This window comes from Blastococcus sp. TF02-09, assembly GCF_003319105.1.
Classification (GTDB): domain Bacteria; phylum Actinomycetota; class Actinomycetes; order Mycobacteriales; family Geodermatophilaceae; genus Blastococcus.
This window is the reverse complement of record NZ_QOHH01000003.1, coordinates 324,660-347,331: the sequence shown is the minus strand read 5'-3', so window position 1 is coordinate 347,331 and position 22,672 is coordinate 324,660. Positions and strand designations below refer to the sequence as shown.

Annotated in this window: 25 protein-coding genes; 8 read left to right on the top strand and 17 right to left on the bottom strand. The window is 73.7% G+C overall.

Going from position 1 to position 22,672, the window contains the following annotated elements:
• Window positions 1-20: 20 nt before the first annotated feature.
• Entirely contained in the window at window positions 21-1,046 is a 1,026-nt protein-coding gene (locus tag DQ239_RS06670; RefSeq protein ID WP_113833617.1) for a GNAT family N-acetyltransferase, read from the top strand.
• A gap of 9 nt (window positions 1,047-1,055) precedes the next feature.
• On the opposite strand, the gene lipB is transcribed toward DQ239_RS06670, so the two are convergent.
• On the bottom strand, window positions 1,056-1,715 hold the full coding sequence (gene lipB, locus DQ239_RS06665; RefSeq protein WP_113833616.1) for a lipoyl(octanoyl) transferase LipB: 660 nt from the start codon (window positions 1,713-1,715) through the stop codon (window positions 1,056-1,058).
• Window positions 1,716-1,756: 41 nt separating this feature from the next.
• Window positions 1,757-2,995: an NAD(P)/FAD-dependent oxidoreductase gene (locus DQ239_RS06660; RefSeq protein ID WP_233488833.1), complete on the bottom strand. Its 1,239-nt coding sequence runs from the start codon at window positions 2,993-2,995 to the stop codon at window positions 1,757-1,759.
• 87 nt (window positions 2,996-3,082) lie between these two features.
• Between DQ239_RS06660 and DQ239_RS06655 the strand changes: the two genes are divergently transcribed.
• Window positions 3,083-4,651 carry a serine/threonine-protein kinase gene (locus DQ239_RS06655; protein ID WP_113833615.1) on the top strand — a complete coding sequence of 523 codons (1,569 nt, stop codon included), beginning with the start codon at window positions 3,083-3,085 and terminating at the stop codon, window positions 4,649-4,651.
• 10 nt (window positions 4,652-4,661) lie between these two features.
• Here DQ239_RS06655 and DQ239_RS06650 read toward each other — a convergent pair whose 3' ends face one another.
• The 3 genes from DQ239_RS06650 to lpdA all read right to left on the bottom strand — a co-directional run bounded on the left by DQ239_RS06650 (window position 4,662) and on the right by lpdA (window position 8,948).
• Window positions 4,662-5,570, bottom strand: a complete 909-nt coding sequence (locus DQ239_RS06650; RefSeq protein WP_113833614.1) for a TIGR01777 family oxidoreductase — start codon at window positions 5,568-5,570, stop codon at window positions 4,662-4,664.
• Between the two features lie 76 nt (window positions 5,571-5,646).
• Window positions 5,647-7,521, bottom strand: a complete 1,875-nt coding sequence (sucB, locus tag DQ239_RS06645) for a 2-oxoglutarate dehydrogenase, E2 component, dihydrolipoamide succinyltransferase (RefSeq protein WP_113833613.1) — start codon at window positions 7,519-7,521, stop codon at window positions 5,647-5,649.
• A 47-nt stretch (window positions 7,522-7,568) separates the two neighbouring features.
• Complete coding sequence (gene lpdA / locus DQ239_RS06640; RefSeq protein ID WP_113833612.1) at window positions 7,569-8,948, bottom strand: dihydrolipoyl dehydrogenase; 1,380 nt, start codon at window positions 8,946-8,948, stop codon at window positions 7,569-7,571.
• Between the two features lie 227 nt (window positions 8,949-9,175).
• Here lpdA and DQ239_RS06635 point away from each other — a divergent pair, with 227 nt between their 5' ends.
• Window positions 9,176-9,451 carry an oxidoreductase gene (locus tag DQ239_RS06635; RefSeq protein WP_233488832.1) on the top strand — a complete coding sequence of 92 codons (276 nt, stop codon included), beginning with the start codon at window positions 9,176-9,178 and terminating at the stop codon, window positions 9,449-9,451.
• Window positions 9,452-9,546: 95 nt separating this feature from the next.
• Here the strand turns inward: DQ239_RS06635 and DQ239_RS06630 are convergent, their stop codons facing one another.
• Window positions 9,547-11,058 carry a leucyl aminopeptidase gene (locus tag DQ239_RS06630; RefSeq protein WP_113833610.1) on the bottom strand — a complete coding sequence of 504 codons (1,512 nt, stop codon included), beginning with the start codon at window positions 11,056-11,058 and terminating at the stop codon, window positions 9,547-9,549.
• A 35-nt stretch (window positions 11,059-11,093) separates the two neighbouring features.
• Between DQ239_RS06630 and gcvT the strand changes: the two genes are divergently transcribed.
• Window positions 11,094-12,212, top strand: coding sequence for a glycine cleavage system aminomethyltransferase GcvT (gcvT, locus tag DQ239_RS06625; protein WP_113833609.1), 1,119 nt, complete (start codon window positions 11,094-11,096; stop codon window positions 12,210-12,212).
• 12 nt (window positions 12,213-12,224) lie between these two features.
• Here gcvT and DQ239_RS06620 read toward each other — a convergent pair whose 3' ends face one another.
• From DQ239_RS06620 to DQ239_RS06605, 4 genes are read right to left on the bottom strand one after another with little or no spacing between them, the layout of a single operon-like run.
• Window positions 12,225-13,364, bottom strand: coding sequence for a YihY/virulence factor BrkB family protein (locus DQ239_RS06620; RefSeq protein WP_113833608.1), 1,140 nt, complete (start codon window positions 13,362-13,364; stop codon window positions 12,225-12,227).
• A gap of 42 nt (window positions 13,365-13,406) precedes the next feature.
• Window positions 13,407-13,709 carry a DUF4235 domain-containing protein gene (locus DQ239_RS06615; RefSeq protein WP_113833607.1) on the bottom strand — a complete coding sequence of 101 codons (303 nt, stop codon included), beginning with the start codon at window positions 13,707-13,709 and terminating at the stop codon, window positions 13,407-13,409.
• On the bottom strand, window positions 13,706-14,026 hold the full coding sequence (locus tag DQ239_RS06610) for a DUF3618 domain-containing protein (RefSeq protein WP_113833606.1): 321 nt from the start codon (window positions 14,024-14,026) through the stop codon (window positions 13,706-13,708). The genes DQ239_RS06615 and DQ239_RS06610 overlap by 4 nt, the downstream gene beginning before the upstream one ends.
• A complete protein-coding gene (locus DQ239_RS06605) occupies window positions 14,023-14,469 on the bottom strand; it encodes a phage holin family protein (protein ID WP_113833605.1) in 447 nt (148 codons plus the stop codon). The genes DQ239_RS06610 and DQ239_RS06605 overlap by 4 nt, the downstream gene beginning before the upstream one ends.
• A 103-nt stretch (window positions 14,470-14,572) precedes the next feature.
• On the opposite strand from DQ239_RS06605, the gene DQ239_RS06600 reads away from it, so the two are divergent.
• On the top strand, window positions 14,573-14,785 hold the full coding sequence (locus tag DQ239_RS06600) for a hypothetical protein (protein ID WP_113833604.1): 213 nt from the start codon (window positions 14,573-14,575) through the stop codon (window positions 14,783-14,785).
• A gap of 18 nt (window positions 14,786-14,803) precedes the next feature.
• On the opposite strand, the gene DQ239_RS06595 is transcribed toward DQ239_RS06600, so the two are convergent.
• The 3 genes from DQ239_RS06595 to DQ239_RS06585 are packed head-to-tail and all read right to left on the bottom strand — an operon-like array spanning window position 14,804 to window position 17,218.
• The gene (locus DQ239_RS06595; protein WP_113833603.1) at window positions 14,804-15,793 is read right to left on the bottom strand and encodes an aldo/keto reductase family protein; all 990 of its coding nucleotides are present in this window, start codon (window positions 15,791-15,793) and stop codon (window positions 14,804-14,806) included.
• Window positions 15,760-16,587 (bottom strand): MBL fold metallo-hydrolase, encoded by an 828-nt coding sequence (locus DQ239_RS06590; protein WP_113833602.1) that lies wholly within the window; start codon window positions 16,585-16,587, stop codon window positions 15,760-15,762. Before DQ239_RS06590 ends, DQ239_RS06595 begins: the two co-directional genes overlap by 34 nt.
• Before the next feature lie 10 nt (window positions 16,588-16,597).
• Window positions 16,598-17,218 (bottom strand): DUF3043 domain-containing protein, encoded by a 621-nt coding sequence (locus DQ239_RS06585; protein WP_113833601.1) that lies wholly within the window; start codon window positions 17,216-17,218, stop codon window positions 16,598-16,600.
• A gap of 141 nt (window positions 17,219-17,359) precedes the next feature.
• Here DQ239_RS06585 and DQ239_RS06580 point away from each other — a divergent pair, with 141 nt between their 5' ends.
• Window positions 17,360-17,731 (top strand): iron-sulfur cluster assembly accessory protein, encoded by a 372-nt coding sequence (locus DQ239_RS06580; RefSeq protein ID WP_113833600.1) that lies wholly within the window; start codon window positions 17,360-17,362, stop codon window positions 17,729-17,731.
• Window positions 17,732-17,836: 105 nt separating this feature from the next.
• Here DQ239_RS06580 and asnB read toward each other — a convergent pair whose 3' ends face one another.
• The 3 genes from asnB to DQ239_RS06565 are packed head-to-tail and all read right to left on the bottom strand — an operon-like array spanning window position 17,837 to window position 20,523.
• Complete coding sequence (gene asnB / locus DQ239_RS06575; protein WP_113833599.1) at window positions 17,837-19,768, bottom strand: asparagine synthase (glutamine-hydrolyzing); 1,932 nt, start codon at window positions 19,766-19,768, stop codon at window positions 17,837-17,839.
• Between the two features lie 49 nt (window positions 19,769-19,817).
• The gene (locus tag DQ239_RS06570) at window positions 19,818-20,168 is read right to left on the bottom strand and encodes a DUF3817 domain-containing protein (RefSeq protein ID WP_113833598.1); all 351 of its coding nucleotides are present in this window, start codon (window positions 20,166-20,168) and stop codon (window positions 19,818-19,820) included.
• Window positions 20,158-20,523, bottom strand: a complete 366-nt coding sequence (locus DQ239_RS06565) for a metalloprotease (RefSeq protein WP_113833597.1) — start codon at window positions 20,521-20,523, stop codon at window positions 20,158-20,160. Before DQ239_RS06565 ends, DQ239_RS06570 begins: the two co-directional genes overlap by 11 nt.
• Before the next feature lie 232 nt (window positions 20,524-20,755).
• Between DQ239_RS06565 and coxB the strand changes: the two genes are divergently transcribed.
• Window positions 20,756-21,643 (top strand): cytochrome c oxidase subunit II, encoded by an 888-nt coding sequence (coxB, locus tag DQ239_RS06560; protein WP_113833596.1) that lies wholly within the window; start codon window positions 20,756-20,758, stop codon window positions 21,641-21,643.
• Window positions 21,644-21,694: 51 nt separating this feature from the next.
• On the top strand, window positions 21,695-22,099 hold the full coding sequence (locus DQ239_RS06555; RefSeq protein WP_113833595.1) for a cytochrome c oxidase subunit 4: 405 nt from the start codon (window positions 21,695-21,697) through the stop codon (window positions 22,097-22,099).
• A gap of 147 nt (window positions 22,100-22,246) precedes the next feature.
• Here DQ239_RS06555 and DQ239_RS06550 read toward each other — a convergent pair whose 3' ends face one another.
• The gene (locus DQ239_RS06550) at window positions 22,247-22,555 is read right to left on the bottom strand and encodes a hypothetical protein (protein ID WP_147252014.1); all 309 of its coding nucleotides are present in this window, start codon (window positions 22,553-22,555) and stop codon (window positions 22,247-22,249) included.
• Window positions 22,556-22,672: the final 117 nt, after the last annotated feature.

The following is a 22,672-nucleotide window of genomic DNA, read 5'->3' as shown; positions in this document are numbered from 1 at the left end:
GCCGGGCGTAGAACCGACGGGTGAGCACTCCCACCCTCCGCCTGGTCGAGCTCGGTCCGGACGACGACGCGTTCGCCGCCTGGTGCGCCGTCTGGGCGGCCACCGAGCAGGCCGACCGGCCGGGCGACGCCCCCCGCACCGTCGACGACCACGCCGCCCTCGGCCGGCAGCTGGTCGCGTCCGGCGGCTCCCGGGACGGCACGCACCGGGCGGCGCTGCTCGGCGACGACGTCGTCGGTGCGCTGCGGCTGCTCTACCCGCTGCGGGACAACACGTCGGTCGCCTTCGTCGACGTCGCGGTGTACCCGGCGCACCGGCGGCGGGGGATCGGCGGGGCCCTGGTGGCCGAGGCGCTGCGCCTGGCCGCGGCGGCGGGGCGCACCGAGCTGATCGCGGAGATCGACGAGCCGGGACCGGACACCCCGGGCCGGTTGTTCGCCCTGCGGCACGGCTGGTCGTGCGACCTGCTGGAGACCCGCCGCGACCTCGCCCTCCCGGTCGACGAGGCGCGGCTCGCGGCTGTCGAGGCGGACGCGCGGCGGGCGTCGGGCGGCTACGAGGTGGTGACCTGGCGGGACCACGTCCCGGACGAGCTGCTCGACGACCGGGCGGTGCTGGAGGAGCGGATGAGCACCGACGCGCCGCACGGCGACATGCCCGTGGAGGCGGAGCGGTGGGACGGCGAGCGGATCCGCGAGATCGAGGACCTCAACGTCGCCCGCGGCCGGACCGTGCTCTCCGCGGGTGCGCTGCACGACGGCCGGCTGGTGGCCTTCACCGATCTGCACGTCCCGCTGGCCACCAGCGAGCACGCCCGCCAGGGCGCCACGCTGGTGCTCCGCGAGCACCGGGGCCACCGGCTGGGAGCGCTGGTCAAAGCGGCGGTGCTGCGCGACCTGGCGACGGCCTTCCCGCGGACGCGGCTCATCACGACCTACAACCTGGAGGGCAACGCCCCGATGGTGGCGGTCAACGCCGCGCTCGGGTTCGAGCCGGCCGGGCAGACCTCCATGTGGTCGCTGCGGCCGGGCTCCGCTCCGGGATGACCCCGCCGGTCAGCCGGCGGACGCGGGCACGCCGGCCAGCACGGCCCGCATCGCCTGCTCGACCGGGCCGATCGCCTCGGCCACCGGGACGTCGCGGCCGAGCTCGGCCGCGAGCGACGTGACGTCCGCGTCCGGGATGCCGCACGGCACGATCGCCCCGAAGGCGCCGAGGTCGGGGTCGCAGTTCAGGGCGAAGCCGTGCATGGTCACCCCGCGCGCGACGCGGATGCCGATGGCGGCGATCTTGCGCTCGGCACGGGTGCCCCGCCCGGGCTCGTCGGCGGGCAGCCAGACGCCGCTGCGGCCCTCGACGCGGCCCGCGGCCACCCCGAGCCGGGCGCAGACGTCGATGAGCGCGCCCTCGAGCCGGCGCACGTAGGCGACGACGTCGACGGGGTCCGGCAGAGCGACGATCGGGTAGCCGACCAGCTGCCCGGGGCCGTGCCAGGTGATCTTCCCGCCGCGGTCGACGTCGACCACGGGGGTGCCGTCGGCCGGCCGCTCGTGGGCCTCGGTGCGCTTGCCCGCGGTGTAGACCGACGGGTGCTCCAGCAGCAGCAGCGTGTCCGGCCCCTCGCCGGCCACCCGGCGGGCGTGCACCTCGCGCTGCAGCTCCCAGGCCTGCTCGTACGGGACGACGCCTGCCCGGATCACCTGCAGCTCGCTCACGGACCCAGCCTAGGCCCGCCGGGGCGCGGGTGGGCGGTGCGTCAGGCGCTGGCCGCGGAGCCCGGCCGCAGGTGGCGCAGCACCGCCCGGGCGGTGCGAGCGCCGCTGGCCAGGGCACCCTGGATGGAGGGGGTGTCGCGGTGGTCGCCGCAGACGAACACCCCGTCGCCGAGGTCCACCGGTCGGCGCAGCTCCAGCGGCGGGAGGGCGGCGGGCTGGGCGGCCGGGACGGTGACGCTGGTCAGGTGCGCCAGGTCCCCGGTGGCGACACCGTGGGCGCGGGCGACCTCCTCGCGGACGTCGGCCTCCCGGCTGGGCGCCAGCGTGGAGCTCGCGACCAGCGCCCGTCCGTCCGGGCTGTAGCGGGGCTGGGCGTCGGTGAGCACCACGCTGTTGACCAGCTGCCCGCCCGGCCGGCCCAGCACCAGCAATGCGTCGTCCCAGGGCGAGGCCGGCAGCACGTGCAAGTGCGTGGTGACCTGCCGCGGGGCCGACGCGGTCACCGACGGCAGCAGGCCGGCAGCGGTGTCCGGGTCGGTAGCGACGACGACGGCGTCGGCCGCGATGGAACCGTCGGTCGTGCGGACCAACCCGCTCGCCACGCCGGTGACCCGGCAGCCCAGGTGCAGGGCGCCCTCGGGCAGCCGGTCGGCGAGCTGCTGGCCGATCGACTGCATGCCGCGGGCGGGCAGGCCGATGCGGCCGCGCACGAAGCTGCGCCACAGGAGGTCGAGGTAGTGGCCGGAGGTCTCGAGCCGGTCCTCGAGCAGCACCCCGGCGAGGAACGGGCGCAGGAAGCGCTCCTGCACGAGGCCGCCGAGGCCCGCCTGCTGCAGCGCCTCCGCCGCGGTGCGGTCCGGCGCCTGCCGGAGCCGCTCGACGGGGAGGAAGCCGGCGCGCACCGAGAAGGCCGCGAGCGCCGCCTTCTCGGGGAGGGTGCCGATCGGTGCGGTCGCGGTGGCGGCGATCGACGTGGGCCGGCTCCGCGGGTCCAGCACGCGGTGCGCCCGGCCGTCGACCCACACGCGGGCGCCGGTGAGGAACCAGCCCAGCTCGAGGGCGTCCAGGTCCAGGTCGGCCGCCCGCGGGTAGCCGGTGTTGAGCACCTGGAAGCCGCGGTCGACGAGAAAGCCGTCGACCCGGTCGGTCGTCAGCCGCCCCCCGGCGTGCCCGGCGGCCTCCAGCACGAGGACGTCGCGGCCCGCCGCGGCGAGCCGGGTCGCCACCGACAGCCCGGCCAGGCCGGCACCGATCACCACGACCTCTGCGCGCGCGGGCATCGTCACCACCCCAACGTAGCCAGCGGGGCGGCCGGCTACCTGTGGACAACCGGAACGGGCGCTGCACGTTCTGCCTAGGGTCCCCGCATGCCTGCAGCCGAGCCGGTCGCCGCGCCTCCCGTCGTCCCCGGGTACACCGTGCAGGAGCTGCTCGGCCGCGGCGGCTCGGGCGAGGTGTGGCGCGCGGTGCCCCGCCGCAGCGGTCCGCCGGTGGCCGTCAAGGTCCTGGTCGAGGGCGAGCCGCAGCGGCAGGCCCGGGAGGCCGCGCTGCTGGGCGAGCTCGACCACCCGCACCTGGTCCGGCTCGTCGAGGTCGTGCACCAGCCGCGCCGCGGTGGGGTGCCCCGCGTGGCCCTGGTGCTGGACCTGCTGGAGGGCGGGAGCCTCGGCGCGCTGCTGGCGGTCCGCGGGCGGTTGAGCCCCGGCGAGGTGGTCACGGTGTGCGCCCCGGTCGCCGCGGCGCTGGCCCACGTGCACGCGCACGGCGTCGTCCACGGCGACCTCTCACCGGGCAACATCGTCTTCACCGCCGAGGGCCGCCCGGTGCTCACCGACCTCGGCGTCGGGCGCATCATCGGCGAGACGGCGGCCGCCGAGGTCACCCCCGCCTACGTCGACCCGGCGGTGGCCCGGGGGAGCGCGCCGGGGCCGGCCTCCGACGTCTTCGGGGTCGCGGCCGCGGCTTTCCACGCGCTCACCGGCATCGCGCCCTGGAACGCGGCCACCCCCGCGGACACGCTGGTCGTGGCGGCGCACGGGCACCTGCCCGATCTCGCCGAGCTCGCTCCCGACGCCCCGCCCGCACTGCTCGAGGTCATCGGCCGGGGGCTGTCGGCCGATCCGCACGACCGCGGGTCCGCCGCCGCCTTCGCCCTCGACCTGCGGCACGCCTGCCGCCCGGAGCCGGTGGCCCTGACACCGGGGGCGGTGCCGGGTCGCGGCGCCGATCCGCGCACCGAGCTCACCCACGTCGTGCCGGGACGACGCCCGCGCCCCGCTCCGGTCGTGGTGGAGCCGCCCGGCCGGCTGGACCGCTGGCGCGCCGTCCTGGCCGACCACCGGCCGGCGGTGCCGTTGCGCGTCCTTGTCGGCACCGCGACGGCGCTCGTGGTCGTGGCGCTCACCGCGTGGCTCGCCGTCTCCTGGGGGAGCGGGGACGAGCCGGGCACCGCCGTCGCGGCGGTCACCGCGCCCGCTCCGACCGCACCGGGCACGGCCACGGCCCCGGCCGATGCCGCACCGACGCCGGCGGAGCCGGGCTCCGCGGAGGAGTGGGCGGCCGTCGTCACCGGGTTGTACGGCACCCGGGCGCAGGCGTTCGCCACCGCCTCGGCGGAGCTGCTCGACGCCGTGTGGGCCGACGGCAGCCCGCAGCGGGCCGCCGACGAGGCACACGCCCGCAGCCTGGCCGCGGCGGGGGAGCGGCTGCGCGGGTTCGCGCCCACGGTGGCCGACGTCGTCGTGGTGTCCCGGTCGGCCGACCGCGTGGAGCTCCGGCTCTCCGATGGCTGGGCCGCCTACGAGGTGGTGGCCGCCGACCGGCCCGACGGACCGGCCGTGCGGACGGAGCCCGCGCGTCCGGTCACCCCGGTGCAGGTGGTGCTGGTGCGGGACCCGGCCGGCTGGCGGCTGGAGAGCGCGCAGCGGCTGGGCTGAGGCGGCCCGCTCAGCCGCGGTCCAGCGCCTTCCGCAGGGTGGCCTCGAGGTCGGTGTCGGTGAAGACGTAGCCCGACTCGAGCAGCTTCGCCGGGAGCGCCCGCTGCCCACCGATGACGCTGGACCGGCCGAACTCGCCCAGCCCCACGGAGACCGCGACGGCGGGCACCGGCAGCGGGGTGGGCCGGTGCAGCACCCGGCCGAGGACGCGGGTGAACTCGGCGTTGGTCACCGGGTCGGGGGCGGTCAGGTTCACCGGGCCGGAGACGTCGGCGGTGAGCAGGTGCCGCATGGCCCCGATCTCGTCGTCCAGACCGATCCAGGGCCAGTACTGGCGGCCCGAGCCGAGCCGGCCACCCAGCCCGAGCCGGAAGACCAGCCCGAGCACCTTCACCAGCATCGCGCCGGGGCCCAGCACCAGGCCGGTGCGCAGCAGGACCACGCGGACGCCGGCGTCGGCGGCCGCGGCGGTGGCCTCCTCCCACCGGACGCACAGCCGGGCGAGGAAGTCATCGCCGGGAGGGGCGCCCTCGCGGATCTCCGCCGGGCCGGTGTCGCCGTAGTAGCCGATGCCCGAGGCGTTGAGCAGCACCCGCGGCCGCGAGGGGTCCGCCGTCGCCGCGGCGGCGAGCGCCTGGCTGATCGTCGCCGTCGCATCCAGCCGGCTGGTGACCAGCTCGTGCCGGTAGCCGCGGGTCCAGGGGCGCGGCCGGATCGGGGCGCCGGCGAGGTTGATCACCGCGTCGACGTCGCCCAGCACGGCGGGGTCGATCCTGCGGTGCTGGGGGTCCCAGCGGTGCTCCTCCGCGGTCCGCGGGGTGCGGCGCACGAGCTGGAGCACCTCGTGCCCGTCAGCGCGCAGGGCGGGTACCAGCGCGCCCCCGATGAGGCCGGAGGCTCCGGCCACGGCGATCTTCACGAACTACCTCCTTCGGTCCCCCCGGACGCGGTCAGGGCCCCGGCGTGGCAGCCGGGGCCCTGATCGAGGTGTTCCCTCAGGCGAGGCCGAGCTCGCCGTGGAACTGGCCGGCCTCCAGCCGCTCCTTCACCGTGGTGAGGAACCGGGCGGCGTCGGCGCCGTCGACGATGCGGTGGTCGTAGGTCAGCGCCAGGTAGGCCATCGAGCGGACGGCGATGACCTCGCCGAGCTCGTCGTCCTCCATGACCACCGGACGCTTGACGACCGAGCCCACGCCGAGGATCGCCACCTGCGGCTGGTTGATGATCGGCGTGTCGAACAGCGCGCCCCGGCTGCCGGTGTTGGTCAGCGTGAAGGTGCCGCCACCGAGCTCGTCCGGCGTGATCTTGTTCGACCGCGTGCGCTGCGCGAGATCCGCGATCTTGCGCGCGAACCCGCCGAGGCTCAGGTCGCCGGCGTCGTGGATGACCGGCACCAGCAGACCGCGCTCGGTGTCCACCGCCACCCCGAGGTTCTCGGTGTCGTGGTAGGTGACGGTGCCCGCCTCCTGGTCGACCGAGGAGTTCACCGAGGGGTGCGCCTTGAGCGCCTCGACGGCGGCCTTGGCGAAGAACGGCAGGAAGGACAGCTTGACGCCCTCGCGGGCCTCGAAGTCGCCCTTGGCCTGCTGCCGCAGGTGTGCGATGCGGGTGACGTCCACCTCGACGACGGTCGTCAGCTGGGCGCTGACCTGCAGCGACTCGACCATCCGCTTCGCGATGACCGTCCGCAGCCGCGACATCTTCTCCGTGCGGCCCCGCAGCGTGGTGTCCGGCGTGGCGGCCGGCGACGGGGTCGTGGCGCCACCGGCGGCGGGCGCCGCAGCAGCCGGGGCCGGGGCGGAGGCCTTCTCCGCGGCGGCGAGGACGTCCTGCTTGCGGATCCGGCCACCGACACCGCTGCCGGTGACCGAGGAGAGGTCCACGCCGCGCTCGGCCGCGAGCCGGCGCACCAGCGGGGTGACGTAGGTGCCGCCGTCGCCACCGGAAGCCTGCTGGCCGCCCGAGGACTGACTGGCCGGGGCCTGCGGCGCCACCTGCGGTGCGGGCGCGGAGGTCGGGGAGGCGGCGGGCTGGGCACCGCTGGCGCCGTAGTCGCCGCCGGGCTGGGCGGTCGCCGTCGTGGCCGGCTTCGCCGCGGGTGCGGCCTGCGGCTTCTCCTCGGCGGGTGCCTGCTGCGGTGCCTCCTGGGCCGGCGCCTCCTGAGCAGGGGCCGCCGGCGCGGAGGCGGCCGGTGCGGGGGCGGAACCGCCGCCGGAGCCCGAGCCGATGACGGCCAGCTGCGCGCCGACGTCGACGGTCTCGTCCTCGTTCACGGTGATCTCGAGCAGCGTGCCGCTGACCGGTGCGGGGATCTCGGTGTCGACCTTGTCGGTCGAGACCTCCAGCAGCGGCTCGTCGGCGGTGACCTCGTCGCCCACGGCCTTGAGCCAGCGGGTGACGGTGCCCTCGGTGACGCTCTCGCCGAGCGCCGGCATGGTCACCGGGGTGCCCTCGCCGCCGCCCCCACCGGAACCGCCGTCCGCCGGTGCGGCCGGGGGCTCCTGCTGCTGCGGTGCGGACGGCTCGGGTGCGGCGTCCTCGACCTGCTGGTCGGGGGTCTGCGGCGTGCTGTCGGCGTCCTCGGCGGAGGCCGGGGGAGCGGCCTGGCCGCCGCCGTCCCCGGTCCCGTCGCCGTCCCCACCGATGACGGCGAGCTCGGCGCCGACGTCGACGGTCTCGTCCTCGGCGACCAGTATCTTGGTCAGCACGCCGGCGGCGGGCGACGGGATCTCGGTGTCGACCTTGTCGGTCGACACCTCCAGGAGGGGCTCGTCGACCTCGACCTGCTCACCCTCCTGCTTGAGCCAGCGGGTGACCGTGCCCTCGGTGACGCTCTCGCCCAGGGCGGGCATGGTGACGGACGTCGGCATCGGGGCAGTGCTCCTTCTGGCGCTGTGCGGGATGGGGTGGTGGTCGATCAGCCGTGCACGTGCAGCGGCTTGCCGGCGAGGGCCAGGTGGGCCTCGCCGAGCGCCTCGCTCTGGGTCGGGTGCGGGTGGATGAGGCTGGCGACGTCGTCGGCCTCGGCCTCCCAGTTGTAGATGAGCTGCGCCTCGGCGATGAGCTCGCCGACCCGGCTGCCGACCATGTGGATGCCCACGACGGGACCGTCGGGTGCCTGGATCAGCTTCACCGCGCCGGTGGTCTTGAGGATCTGGCTGCGGCCGTTGCCGGCGAGGTCGTAGGTGAGGGTCGTGACGTCGCCGTAGCGCTCCTTGGCCTGCGCCTCGGTGAGGCCGACCGAGGCGACCTCGGGGTCGGAGTAGGTGATGCGGGGGACGCCGGCGTAGTCGATCGGGGCGGGCTCCAGCCCGGCGACCCGCTCGGCCACGAGGATGCCCTCGCCGAAGCCGACGTGCGCCAGCTGCAGGGTGGGGATGAGGTCGCCGACCGCGGAGATCGTCGGGACGTTGGTGCGGCAGTACTCGTCGACGAGGACGTAGCCGCGGTCCATGGCGACCCCGGCCTCCTCGTAGCCCAGGCCCGAGCTGACCGGCCCGCGACCGACGGCCACGAGCAGCAGCTCGGCCTCGATCTCCTTGCCGTTCTCCAGGGAGACCTTGACGCCGTTCTCGGTGTGCTGGACGCCGGAGAAACGGCTGCCCAGCTCGAAGGCGATCTTGCGACGGCGGAACGCCCGCTCCAGCAGCTTGGACGCCGACTCGTCCTCGAGCGGCACCAGGTGCGGCAGCGCCTCGACGATGGTGACGTCGACGCCGAAGGACTTCCACGCGCTGGCGAACTCGCACCCGATGACGCCGCCGCCCAGGATGATCGCCGAGCTCGGCACCCGGTCGAGGTTCAGGGCGTGGTCGCTGGTGATGACCTTGGTGCCGTCGATGTCCAGGCCGGGCAGGCTGCGGGCGTAGGAGCCGGTGGCCAGCAGGATGTGCTTGCCCTCGTAGGTCTGGCCGTTCACCTCGACGGTGGTGGGGGAGGTGAGCCGGCCCTCGCCCTCGACGTAGGTGATCTTGCGGGCCTTCACCAGACCCTGCAGGCCCTTGTAGAGCTTGGCGATGACGCCGTTCTTGTAGTTGTTGACGCCGTCCATGTCGATGCCGGCCAGCGAGGTCTTCACGCCGAACTGCTCGCCCTCGCGGGCGAGGTCGGCCACCTCGCCGGCGTGCAGCAGGGCCTTGGTCGGGATGCAGCCTCGGTGCAGGCAGGTGCCGCCGACCTTGTCCTTCTCGATGAGGACGACGTTCAGGCCGAGCTCCGAGGCGCGGAACGCTGCGGCGTAGCCACCCGAGCCACCGCCGAGGATGACCAGGTCGGCGGGGGAGGTGGGTGCGCTCACGTGGACTGCTCCTCAGGTGCGATGGCTGGCCTCGCTCGAGCGGGCGGGGCCTCGGGTCCATCCTGCCACTCCGGGAACGACGCGGCCGGGAGCGCCGTTGCCTTCCCGAGCGTGCCGATGATCACGGGACCGACGACGGGAGATGCGCCATGGGGCTGTTCGACCGGCTGCGCGGCCGGGGGCGCCCACGCCCGGGCCGCTCCAGGGGCGCCGGACGCGGCGGAACCTTGGACCGCGGCTCGCAGCGCAACGACCTCGCACACCTGGAGCAGTTCGTCGCGTCGCGCCGCGGCGTCGAGGGCTACGTCGAGCCCCGCACCGCGGTCACCGAGACAACGATCGTGCTGGTGGCGGCCGACGGCGAGTGGACCCGACGGCGCATCGCCGGCCCCGACGTCGCCCGCAAGCTCTCCCGCGACCTGTCGATCCCGGTCTACGACGCCCAGGTCACCGGCTACCCCCAACGCATGCGCGACTGGTCGTCGCGCAACAAGGGGTCGTAGGCCGGCGCCGTCCTCCCTCACCGCGCGGCGTCCTCCCTCACCGTGTGCCGTGAGGGAGGACGCGCTGGGATCAGGTCACCTGATCCCAGCGGGGGTCACTCCGCGATGAGGGCCTCGATGGTGGCGAGCAGGGTGCGCACGGGGACGCCGGTGCCGCCCTTGAGCGTGTAGCCCCACGGCCCGCCGGTGTTGTAGCTCGGGCCCGCGATGTCGATGTGCGCCCACGGCAGGTCCGCCGGCACGAACTCCTTGAGGAAGTGCCCACCGACCAGCATGCCGCCCATCCGGTCGGCGTTGGCGTTGACGAAGTCGGCCACGGGGCTGTCCAGCCCGCGACGGAGCTCCGGCGGGAGCGGCATCGGCCACATCGACTCACCCGCCCGCTGCGACGCGGCGATGACGGCGTCGCGTAGGTCGTCCGAGCCCATGACGCCGGCGGTGCGGGCGCCCAGCGCGACCATCTGGGCGCCGGTGAGCGTCGAGGTCTCCAGCAGGGCGTCCGGACGGTCCTCGGCGGCCCGCGCGATGGCGTCGGCCAGCACGACGCGGCCCTCGGCGTCGGTGTTGGTGATCTCGGCCTTCTTGCCGTTGCGGAAGGTGATGACATCGGCCGGCCGGTAGGCGCTCCCGCTGGGCAGGTTCTCGGCCATGGGCACGGTGGCGGTGACCTCGACGGGCAGCCCGAGCTGGGCGACCAGGCAGACGGTGGCGATCACGGCCGCGGCTCCGGCCATGTCGCTCTTCATGTCCTCCATCTTCGCGGCGGGCTTGATCGAGATGCCGCCGCTGTCGAAGGTGATGCCCTTGCCGACCAGCGCGACCTTCTTGCGGGCGCCGGTGCCGGTGTAGGTCAGGCGCAGCAGCCGGGGCTTGCGGGTGGAGCCCGAGCCGACGGCGAGGATGCCGCCGTAGCCGCCGGTGGCCAGCGCCTCCTCGTCGAGGATCTCCGCGGTCAGCCCGAGCTTCTCGCCGGCGGCCGCGCCGCGGGCGGCCATCTCCGCCGGGTAGAGGTCGTTGGGCGGGGTGTTCACCAGGTCGCGCACGAGGGCGACGGCGTCGGCGACGGCGCGGGCCCGGCGCAGCGCCGTCTCGGCCTCGCTGGTGCCGGGGACGACGACGGTGATCTGCTGCGGCGGCAGCGGCCGGTTCGCAGGCAGGTCGGACTTGTAGGCGGTGAACTCGTAGGCGCCCAGCAGCGAGCCCTCGCCGACGGCGTGCAGCCGCTCGGCGTCGGGCGCGCCACCGACGGCGGCCAGCAGGGTCACCAGCGAACCCCGTCCCTTGAGCGCGCGGCTGGCCGCACCGGCCGCCCGGCGGACCGCCTCGGGGGTGTAGCCGCCGTCGGCACCGGGTGCGCCGAGGCCGGTCACGGCGACGACCGGGAAAGGGCCCTGGCCGAAGGACGCCAGCCGGGTGACCTCGTCCTCGCCCCCGCGGGCGCCGAGGTCGGCCAGCGCGGCGAACAGCCGGCCACCGAGCAGCCGGTCGACGGCCTCGGCCCCGGGAGTCGGCAGCGGACCGTCGGGGCCCTTGCCCACCGCGACGACGACGGCGTCGGCGCTGAGCTTCTCGAGGGGCTGGTCGGTGGCGGTGATCGTCGGCGGCACGGCCCCAGCCTAGGGCTCCCGATAGCGTGCCTCTCGTGAGCCCGCTGACCTCGCCCCTCCACGACCGGCACGTCGCCGCCGGTGCCAAGCTCGCCGACTTCGGGGGCTGGTCCATGCCGATCGAGTACGCCGGCGGAGGAGTGCTCGCCGAGCACGCCGCCGTCCGGGAGGGCGTCGGGCTCTTCGACGTCTCGCACCTCGGTACCGGCACCGTGCGCGGCCCGGGTGCGGCCGCGTTCGTCGACTCCTGCCTGACCAACGACCTCGGCCGCATCGGCCCCGGCCAGGCGCAGTACACGCTGTGCTGCCTGCCCGACGGCGACCCGAAGGCAGGGGGAGTGGTCGACGACCTGATCGTCTACCTGCACGGGCCCGACGACGTCCTGCTGGTGCCCAACGCCGCCAACGCCGCCGACGTCCTGGGCCGGCTGGCCGACGAGGCGCCCGCGGGCGTCGTGGTGGAGGACCGGCACACCCAGGTCGCCGTCCTCGCCGTCCAGGGGCCCCGCGCCCTGCAGGTGCTCGAGCTGCTCGGCCTGCCGGGCGAGCTGTCCTACATGTCCTTCGTGACCGGGTCCGGGGCCGGCGGCGCGGAGGTCACCGTCTGCCGCACCGGCTACACCGGGGAGCACGGCTACGAGCTGCTGGTCGGCGCCGACCGGGCCGGCGAGCTCTGGGACGCCCTGCTGGAGGCGGGCCAGGACCTGGGCATCCGGCCCTGCGGGCTAGGGGCGCGGGACACGTTGCGCACCGAGATGGGCTACCCGTTGCACGGCCACGAGCTGTCGCACGACATCACGCCGGTGCAGGCGCGCGCCGGCTGGGCGGTCGGCTGGAAGAAACCGGCGTTCTGGGGCCGCGAGGCCCTGCTGGCCGAGCGCGAGGCCGGTCCGCGGCGGCTGCTGTGGGGCCTGCGGGCCACCGGGCGCGGCATCCCGCGTACGGGCATGGCGGTGCTGGACGCCGCCGGCGAGCGGGTGGGCGAGACCACCAGCGGCACCTTCTCGCCCACCCTGAAGACCGGCATCGGCCTGGCGCTGATCGACTCCTCCGCCGGAGTGGCCGAGGGCACCGAGCTCGCCGTCGACGTCCGCGGCCGCCCGCAGGCCGTCGTGGTGGTCAAGCCGCCGTTCGTGCCCTCGCACGTCCGCTGACGACCTCCTGGCTCAGGACGCGTTCCTGGCGGTGGGGTTGCCGTCGCCCTTCTCCGGCTCGGGCTTGACGGGCAGGGTGTCCGCGACCAGGGCGCCGCGGCTCCCCATCGGTGCCGGGTCGCCCTCGGTGGTGTCGACGGCGGTCTGGTGCTCGGTCTCGGCGTTGATCTCCGCACCCAGCAGCACCAGGTAGCAGGTCAGGTACAGCCACAGCATCAGCACGATCACACCGGCGATGGCGCCGTAGGTCTTGTCGTAGGACCCGAAGTTGTTGACGTAGAGGCTGAAGCCGACACTGACCGCGGCCCACACCAGGGTGACCACCAGCGAGCCGAGGCTGACCCAGCGCATCTTGGGCGCGTCGCGGTCGGGGGCCACCCGGTAGAGAACCGCCAGCGAGCCGGCGAACACCACCAGCAGCAGGCCCCAGCGGGCGATCTGCGCGAGCACCGTGCCGACCACGCCGAGCGGCAGCGCCTCGATCACCGAGGGGACCACCGCGACCAGGCCGAACGTGATCATGACGAAGGCGATCGCGCCCAGCGTCAGGCCGAGCGAGAGCAGCCTGAGCTTGACGAAGCCGCGCGCCTCGACCTCGTCGTAGGCGATGTTCACCGCGGTCACCACGTTGCCCACGCCGCCGGAGGCGCTCCACAGCGCGGCGAGGATCGACACCACCAGGCTGATGCTCAGCGCGCTGCTGCTGTTCCGGACGATCTCGGTCAGCTGCTCGCCGATCAGGCTGGCGGCGTCGTCGGGCAGCTGGGCGGAGAGCTCCTCGACCTGCCGGGCGACCGTCTCCGGGGACGCGACCAGGCCGTAGATCGAGATGAGCGCGATCAGCGCCGGGAAGATCGACAGGAACCCGAAGAACGCCACGCCGCCGGCGATGATCGGCATGTTGTCGGCCTTGTTCTCGGCCCACGCGCGCTTGAGGATCTGCTTCCACCCCGCCCACGGGATCTGGGTGGGGCTGTGCGCCGTGACGCCGGGCAGCTGCTCGAGCGCGGGTGCACCGGCGGGCCGGCGGTCGGCGTCGCCCGAGGGCGGGCGGGTCGCCGCTTCCCGGGCCGCCGCCCGCCGCGCCGCCTTCTCCTCGACCCGCTCGCGGATGCGGTCGACGGCGCTCTCGCGCGATCGCGTGCCGGTCATGAGGGCTCCTTCTCTGCTCTCCGGGATGGACGACGGCCTTGTTCAGTCGCCGGGCCAGGCGCCGGTGACCTGCTTGAACCCGCGGGCCCCGGCGCGGTCCACCGCTGCCTTGGTCGCGGCGAAGATGGCGCCCTGGATGGCGGCGGCCAGGACGACCTCCCGCATTCGGTACTCGCTCTGCAGGGCGGAGGGGGCCTCCTCCTCCTTGGCGACGAGCTTCCAGACCTGCTTGAACACAATGCCGCTCAGCGAACCGGCCACCAGTCCGCTGACGAGGCCGATGGGCCGGTAGGCGAGCTTGGCGCCGGTGTTCTTCTTGGCCTCGCCCTTGTTCCGCTTGCTCAACGCTTCCTCCTCGCGGTGGCGCGCCGACGGCGCAGCACGATCAGTCCGACGACCAGCCCGGCGAGGGCCAGCCCTGCGCCGATGACCGCCGGGGGGCTCTCCCGGTAGGTCTCGACGGCCGTGTCCTTGGTCCGGGCCGCGCGCTCCCGGGCGCGGGCCGGCACATCCAGCCGGTTGCTCAGCTCGTCCACCGTCCGCCCCAGCTGCGCCCGGGTGGCCTCGATGTCGGCCTTGATCGCGTCGGGGTCGGTGGGGTCGGGGGTGCCGGCGGCCGCTGCCGTCGTCTCCCCGGGGCCGCTGTGGCTCGGGGTGCTCATCGGCGCGCACTCTCCTTCACGGTCGCGATGTCGGCCTTGACGCTGGAGATGGTGTCGGTGGGCACCGGCGGGGAGCCCTGGGAGACGTCCTTCTTGCCGATCAGGGCCAGCACGCCCGCGATCACGAAGAGGACCACGGCGACGATCAGCGCCGCCAGCCACGCCGGCAGCACGAGGTCCAGCGCCAGGACCGCGGTGGCGACCAGGACGGCCAGCCCGAGGAAGGCGAACAGGCCGGCGCCGCCGAACAACCCGGCACCGACGCCGAGCCGCTTGGCCTTCTGCGTCACCTCGGCCTGCGCCAGGCGGGCCTCGTCGCGGACCAGCCGGCTGATCTGCTCGGTGAGCTGCCCGATCAGCTGCCCGGTCGAGGCGTTCTCGGGCTCCGGCGGCTGGTCGGCGCGGCTCGCGCCGACGGCGTTCGGGGTGTGCGGTGCGGTCATCGGTCCTCCGGGTGCGACGTGTCGGTGCAGTGCCATGCCCGGCCGACGACGGAGGTAACCCGGATGATGATCACGTTCCGGCACCGGGCATTAACCTGCGTACATGAGCTGGCACTGGCGCCTGGCCGACGCCTCCGGGGCGACCGTCGAACCGTCGTCCGTCGGGGTGGAGATCCCGCCCTCGGACAACCAGGGAGATGCCGAGTCCTGGCTGGGGGAGAACTGGCGGGAGCTGCTCACCCGCGGCGTCGCCACCGTCACCCTGCTCGAGGACGACCGCACGGTCTACGGCCCGATGGGCCTGGCGGCCCCGTAGGCCGCCAGGCCCGCCCGTTCAGGCGCCGCGCTGGACCTTGGACGGGTCGCGCTCGACGACGTCGCCGAGGACCTCGTCGATGCGGGCCAGGACGTCGGCGTCCAGCGTCACGCCGGCGGCCTTGACGTTGTCCTGCACCTGCTCGGGCCGGCTGGCGCCGATGATCGCGGCGGCGACGTTCGGGTTCTGCAGCACCCACGCGACGGCCAGCTGCGCCATCGACAGGCCGAGGTCGGCGGCGATCGGCTGCAGGCCCTGGACGCGGGTGAGCAGCTGCTCGTTCCGGAGGAACCGCTGCATCGACCCGCCGGCCTCGGCGTGGCCGCCCCGGGAGTCCGCCGGCGGCTGTTGGCCCGGCAGGTACTTGCCGGTGAGGATGCCCTGCGCCAGCGGCGACCAGACGATCTGCGACAGGCCGTGCTTCTCGGACGTGGGCACGACCTCGTCCTCGATCACCCGCCAGAGCATCGAGTACTGCGGCTGGTTGCTGATCAGCTGGATGCCCAGCTCGCGGGCGAGCTCGGCGCCCGCGGCGATCTCCTGGGCGTTCCACTCCGAGACGCCGATGTAGAGCACCTTGCCCTGCCGGACGAGGTCGGCGAAGGCGGTCATCGTCTCCTCCAGCGGCACCGTGGAGTCGTACCGGTGCGCCTGGTAGAGGTCGACGTAGTCGGTCTGCAGCCGTTCCAGCGAGGCGGTGCAGCTCTCCATGATGTGCTTGCGGGACAGGCCGCGGTCGTTGCGGCCGGGGCCGGTGGGCCAGTAGACCTTCGTGAAGATCTCCAGGCCCTCCCGCCGCTGGCCGGCCAGGGCCCGGCCGAGCACGGCCTCGGCCTTGGTGCCGGCGTAGACGTCGGCGGTGTCGAAGGTCGTGATGCCCTCGTCGAGAGCGGCGCGCACGCAGGCGTGCGCGGCGTCCTCCTCGACCTGGCTGCCGTGTGTCAGCCAGTTGCCGTAGGCGATCTCGGAGATGGTCAGGCCGGAGCGGCCGAGGCGTCGGAATTCCACGGACGCCGACGGTAGGCCCCTGTCCGCAGTTCCGCGCCGTCGGGCAGCAGGCGGGCGCCGGCGGCGGCCAGCCGGGCGGTGAGCACCGCTTCCGGCGGGTTGTGGTGCCCCAGGTGCACGGCGACGACGTCGGTGCCGGCGGTGACCGCGCCCACCGCCCGCAGCCGCTCGAGCTGGGCGGGGAAGGTGGCCAGGTCGAGGTGGCCGGTGCCGTGGTCGAGCCGGTCGCCGAAGGTCTCCTCGAGCAGGACGACGTCGAACTCGGCCCCGGCGACCGCTGCGACGGCGGGCGCGGGCAGCGGTCCGGTGTCGGTGGCGTACAGCAGCCGTCCGCCGTCGGGACCGGTGAGGTCGTAGAGGACGGTCGGGACCTCGTGGTCGGCCGGCAGGACGCGCACCTCGTACCCGGAGCAGCGCAGGGTCGCGCCCGGTACCGCCTCGACCAGGTCGACCGGGGACCCCGGTGCCAGCCAGGGCCGGCACTCCTCGAGGACGGCGGCGGGGCCCGCGATCGTCAGCCGCTCGTGGGGCAGCGCCCAGTGCCGCCACAGCAGCGCGGCCGGCGCGCAGTGGTCGGGGTGCGCGTGGGTGACCAGCACCGTGCGGACGCCGGCGAGCGAGACGCCGTCGGGCGGCAGGGCGGGGGAGAGCTCGAGCAGGACGGCGCTGTCGACCAGCACCGACGTCTGCCGGCGCGACGAACCCCGGGCACGGGCGTCCGCGCACGACGCGCACGCGCACCAGGGGTTGGGCCAGCCGTCGGCCGCGCCGGTGCCCAGGAGGCGGACGTGCACGGCGGCGGCGTCAGCCGCGGGTGCTGAGCGGGACCTCGGGCTTGGGGAAGCGCCAACGCCGGATCATCGTCGCCCGGCTGATGCCGTACCAGGCGGAGCCGCGCACCTTCTCGGTGCCGGCGGGGAATCGCTGGGCCAGCATCCGCTTGATCTTCCGGTTCAGGATGACGGAGTCGACGATGAGCAGGAGGAAGAAGCCGAACAGCAGGAAGCTCGCGTAGCCCCGCAGCGTGGCGCTCGGGACGAAGGTGCCGATCAGCGCGATGCCGGCGACGGCCAGGAACCAGCTGCCCACGTTGCGCCGGCTGTCGACGAGGTCGCGCACGGCCCGGCGGACCGGCCCCCGGTCGCGGGCGGGGAGGAAGGCGTCGTCACCGCGGGCGGCCGCCTGCCGGGCGTCCCCCCGGCGGGCGGCCTGCTGCTCGCGCACACGGCGGTAGGCCTCGCGGCGGGTGGTGGGCGGTGGCGGGGGCGGCCCCGGCCGGCGGCCCTGCGCCTCGCTGCGCCGGGGGGTGGGCCGGCCCTTGCCCCCGGACCGCGCGACGTGACCGGTCAGCTCGCCCTGGTCGTCCGGGGCGGCGGGCGCGGTCGTGTCGGCGGGGTTCCGGCGGCCGGGCAGGCGGAGCTTCACGGGTCAGGAGTCTACGTGGACCCCCTGCACGGGTCCGGAATCGCGGATCGGCGCCGTACAGTGGAAGAAGCTCCGCCACGGCGGCGTTGGTCCGCCGCAGATGGTGCGCAGCGGACACCTCGGATGCAGGAGGACTCAGACATGTCGGTGCAGGACACCACGACTCTCGACGGTGGCACGACCGGATCCACGGGCGTGCTGCTCAGCGACCCCGCGGCCGCCAAGGTCAAGGCGCTGCTGGACCAGGAGGGCCGCGACGACCTGCGTCTGCGCATCGCCGTCCAGCCCGGCGGCTGCTCGGGCCTCCGGTACCAGCTGTTCTTCGACGAGCGGTTCCTCGACGGCGACCAGACCTACGAGTTCGGTGGCGTCGAGGTCATCGTCGACCGGATGAGTGGCCCCTACCTGGGCGGCGCGACGATCGACTTCGTCGACTCGATCGAGAAGCAGGGCTTCACGATCGACAACCCCAACGCCGGCAGCTCCTGCGCCTGCGGGGACTCGTTCAGCTGACAAAGGACCCCGTTCTCCTCACCGCTGGCACGCTCGTGGTGAGCCTCTGAACGGGGCCGAACACGACGAAGGCCCGGTCTCCGCGAGGGGACCGGGCCTTCGTCGTCACAGCCGGACGGGGTAGACCGTCTGCGGGATCTCCGGGCGGATCCGTCCCTCGACGAAGATGCCGTGCCAGATCATGAAGACCAGCAGCGTCCAGAGCTTGCGCGAGTAGTCGACCGCGGAGCCGTTGCGCTGGTTCTGCCGGTGGGCCGCCAGCATCGCGAGCACCTGGGACCTGTCCAGCCACTCGTCGGTGCCGCTGGCCTCGATGATCGACCGGGCCCAGTCGTGCAGGTCCTCGGCCAGCCAGTGCCGGGTGGGCACGGGGAACCCGAGCTTGCGCCGGTTGAGCACGTGGGCGGGCACGATCTGCTCCAGCGCCCGCCGCAGGGCGTACTTCGTCGTCTCCTTGGTCACCCGCTGGTCCACCGGCAGCGTGGAGGCGACCCTGAACACCTCGGGGTCGAGGAACGGCACTCGCAGCTCGAGCGAGTTGGCCATCGTCATCTTGTCGGCCTTGACCAGGATGTCGCCGCGCAGCCAGGTGAACAGGTCGACGTACTGCATCGCGGTGACGTCGTCGTAGCCGGCCGCGCGGGTGCGCTCGTACAGCTCGGCGGTGACCGCGACGTGCGACAGGTCGGGGTCCCGGCGCTCGAGGAAGCCCAGCTCGTCGTCCCGGAAGATGCGGGCGTTGCCGTAGTAGCGCTGCTCGAGCGGGATGGAGCCGCGGCGCAGCAAATCCTTGCCCCGCATCCCGTCAGGGAGCCGGGTGGACAGCGCGCCGAGGGCCCGGCGGATGCCGGTGGGCAGCTTGTCGAACGCGGCCAGCGACAGCGGCTCGCGGTAGATGTTGTAGCCGCCGAAGAGCTCGTCGGCGCCCTCGCCGGAGAGCACGACCTTCACGTGCTTGCGGGCCTCGCGAGCGATGAAGTACAGCGGCACGAGCGCCGGGTCGGCGACCGGGTCGTCCAGGTACCAGACGACCAGCGGGATCGCGTCCGCGAACTCCTGCGGCGTCACCACCTTGGTGATGTGCTCCACGCCGATCGCGGCCGCCGACTCCGCCGCGACGTCGATCTCGGAGAAGCCCTGGCGCTCGAACCCGGTGGTGAAGGTGAGCAGCTTCGGGTTGTACCGCTTGGCCAGCGCGGCGATCGCGGTGGAGTCGATGCCCCCAGAGAGGAACGAGCCCACCGTCACGTCGGCACGCATGTGCACCCGGACGGAGTCGTCGAGCACGTCGGCGATCCGGTCGTACAGCGCCTGCTGCTCGTCCTTGGCCACGGGCCGGACCGGGAAGGTGGGGTGGAAGTAGCGCGTCGTCGTCAGCTCGCCGCCGGCGACGGTGAAGGAGGTGCCGCTCTCGATGCGCCGGATGCCGCGGTGCAGGGTCGCGGGCTCCGGCACGTACTGCAGCGTCAGGTAGTGCTGGAGCGAGGCGCCGTCCACCCCGCCGGCTGCGTCGCTGCCGCCGAGCAGCTCGAGCAGCGCTTTCTTCTCCGAGGAGAAGGCGATGGCGCCGTCGGCCAGGCGGGTGACGAACAGCGGCTTGATGCCGAAGGGGTCCCGCGCGCCGAAGACTGTCTTCTCCTGGGTGTCCCAGATGAGGAAGGCGAACATGCCGCGCAGCCGGTGGACGACGTCCTCGCCCCACAGGTGGTAGCCCGCGACGATCGTCTCGGTGTCGCCCTCGGTCGCGAAGGTGGCCCCGGCGGCCGTCAGCTCCGCGCGGAGCTCCACGTAGTTGTAGATCTCACCGTTGAAGACGATCCGGTAGCGGCCGTCGGCGTAGGGCATCGGCTGGTGGCTGTGCTCGATGTCGATGAACGACAGCCGGTTGAACCCGAAGACGGCGCGGTCGTCGGACCACTGCTCGGTCTCGTCGGGACCGCGGTGGCGCAGGCAGTGCTGGGCCGACCGCACCGCGGACACGGTGCCGTCGTCGACGCGGTCGGCGTCGGTGGAGAAGTAGGCGAGCAGGCCACACATCAGGCGCAGGTCTCCCGGGGATCGCAGGGGTGGGCGGAGCCTGAGGAGGTCAGACCCGCTGGCCGGCGCGCGTCTTCGCCGTGGCGCGGCGCTCGGCGAAGAAGGAGAGCACCGGCACCGTGCCGGCGATCACCGTGAGCAGGAAGCCCTTGGGGGTCCACCGGGCGCGCAGGGCGAGGTCGACCGCGGACAGGAAGAACAAGCCGTACAGCCAGCCGTGCGCGGTGCCCAGGACGGTGGAGGGCTCGGGGATGTCCGCCAGGTGGTTCAGCGGCACCGCCACGAAGATCAGCGCGATGAGCAGGACGCCGACGACGGTCGCCATCACCCGGTAGCGCAGCAGGGCCTGGCCGATGGCCTCGTCGGTGTTCCGCGACGAGGCGGTGCGCTCACTGGCCATGACCGGCTCTCTGGCCCAGGGCCCGTTCGTTCAGCTCCGCCAGGTAGGCGTTGTAGGCGGCGAGCTCGGGGTCGCCGGTCGTGTCGATCCTCGGCCGCTGGTACAGGACGACGGCGTTGCCCGGCTGGTCGGCGTCCGGGGCCCGGCGCAGCTCGTCACGCACCATGCGGAGGTAGAACCACAGGCCCATCCCGCCGTAGAGCGGCCACTGCAGCGCGTAGCTCCAGTTGACCGCCCCGCCGCCGGCCTCGGCCTTGGACAGCTGCCAGTAACCGAGGAAGAACGTGGCGACGAAGAGGGCGGCCACCACGAGGTGCAGGAGCACCCACTTCGGGGTCAGCAGCCGGTACCACACACCACGACTCTAACCGCCCGGCCGACAGCTCCCCGCCGTCGCGCGGGCGTCGTCGGCCACAGTCGGCGCGACCCGCCGCGCCAGGGATCTCCGGTGATCGGCCGCCGAGCGGGGTCGGCTAGTCTCGGCCCACACTGGGAACGGCGTGGACGCCGCCTGCCGATACCGGCCTGCGGACCCGCTGGAAGGACCGTCCGGGTGCACCGGACGGAGGACGAGGAGGCAACGAGCAGTGGCTCGAGGCAGCAGGCTCGCGCGGCTGGCCGCGCTCGGTCTCCTGGGGGTGACCACCCTCACCGGGTGCGACATCCCCAACAACGAGTTCTGGCGGTTCGGCTGGCCCGAGGGCGTCACCGACCAGGCCGAATCGATGCGCGAGCTGTGGACCGGCTCGGTCATCGCGGCGCTCATCGTCGGCATCCTGGTGTGGGCGCTGATCCTCTACTCGGTGGTCGCCCACCGGAAGCGCAGCGACGAGCTGCCGCGGCAGACGGCCTACAACCTGCCGCTGGAGATCGCCTACACGATCGCGCCCTTCCTGATCATCGCGGCGCTGTTCTTCTTCACCGTGGTGACGCAAAACGAGGTGCAGGAGCGCAGCGACAACCCCGACGAGACGATCGCGGTCAACGCCTTCAAGTGGAACTGGCAGTTCGTCTACCCGGAGACCACCGGTACCGACGGCGAGCCGGTGAACACGATCGGGAGCAGCACCGAGATCCCGGTCCTGGTCCTCCCGACCGACCGGACGATCCGCTTCGAGGTGGCCTCCGCCGACGTCATCCACTCCTTCTGGGTGCCGGAGTTCCTCTTCAAGCTCGACGTCATCCCCGGTAACGAGAACGGCCGCGACAACGTCTTCGAGGTGACCGTCCGCGAGGAGGGTGCCTACGTGGGCCGCTGCGCCGAGCTGTGCGGGACCTACCACGCGTACATGAACTTCGAGGTCCGTGCGGTCTCCGGCGACGACTACGACGCCTACCTGGCTGCTCGCGAGGAGGGCCTGGACACCTTCGAGGCCCTCGAGGAGATCGGGCAGCCCGGTGCGGCGACGTCCACCACGCCGCTGGAGCTCTTCCAGGCCAAGCAGGACAACCAGCAGCAGTCGAGCGATGGCTGAGCAGCGGATGCTCTCGTTCGGCATCGACACGACGCCTGAGGAGGAACGGCCGTGAAGGTCGAGTCGATCATCTTCAACATCATCGCGATCTTCTGCGTCGCGGCGGCCGTGGTGTACGGCGTGTGGGCGAAGGAGCCGGTCGGCGCCACGGCGCTGGTCCTCTCCGCCGGCCTGACCGGCATGATCGGGGCCTTCTTCTGGTTCGTCTCCCGGCGCATCGACGCCCGTCCGGAGGACCGCAAGGACGCCGAGATGGCCGACGGCGCCGGTGAGCTGGGCTTCTTCAGCCCGGCGAGCTACTGGCCCTTCGCGCTCGCGCTGTCGGTCGGCATCACGGGCCTGGGCCTGGCCTACTGGTACTTCTGGCTCATCGCGATCGGTGCGGTCGCGGTGCTGTGCACCGTGGGCGGGCTGCTGTTCGAGTACTACGTGGGGCAGAACGCCACCCAGAGCTGAGCTCCCCGGCAGAAGTGACGCAGCGTGGCCCCGGTCCGATCGGACCGGGGCCACGCTCGTCTCCACGGTGGTGGCCCGCCGGCGCGCAGGGGCGGCCGCGTGCGCAGCGGGGCCGGAGTGCGCGCGCTGCCTGCCCGACCGTACGGGCTAGGCGTCTTCCTCGTGCTTGTCGGCCGACTCTTCCTCGCTGTCGGCGAATTCCCGGGCCTCGTGCGCCTGGCGACGGAGCCTGGCCTCCGATTCCGGACGCGTGTCGGCGAGCTTGTCCAGCGTGTCGGCGACCCGTCGCTCCGTGGCGACGAGATGGCTGCTGGTCTCGGCGAGGGAGGCGCTCACGTCCTTCTGGCGCTCCCGCAGGTCCTCGGCCTGCCGCGTCAGCTCACTGCTGTGCCGCGCCAGCTCCTCGCCGCGGTCGTCGCGGTCCGAGCCGGCCTGCTGATCCGGTGAACGGCTCATGCGAGAAAGCATGGCCTGCTGCACCGGCCGCGGCCAGCCGATCCGGGCCGCCCGTCCCGCGGCGCGCCGCACCCGCCCAGTGCCAGAGACCCGTCCTCAGCGTCGGTGCAGGAGCTG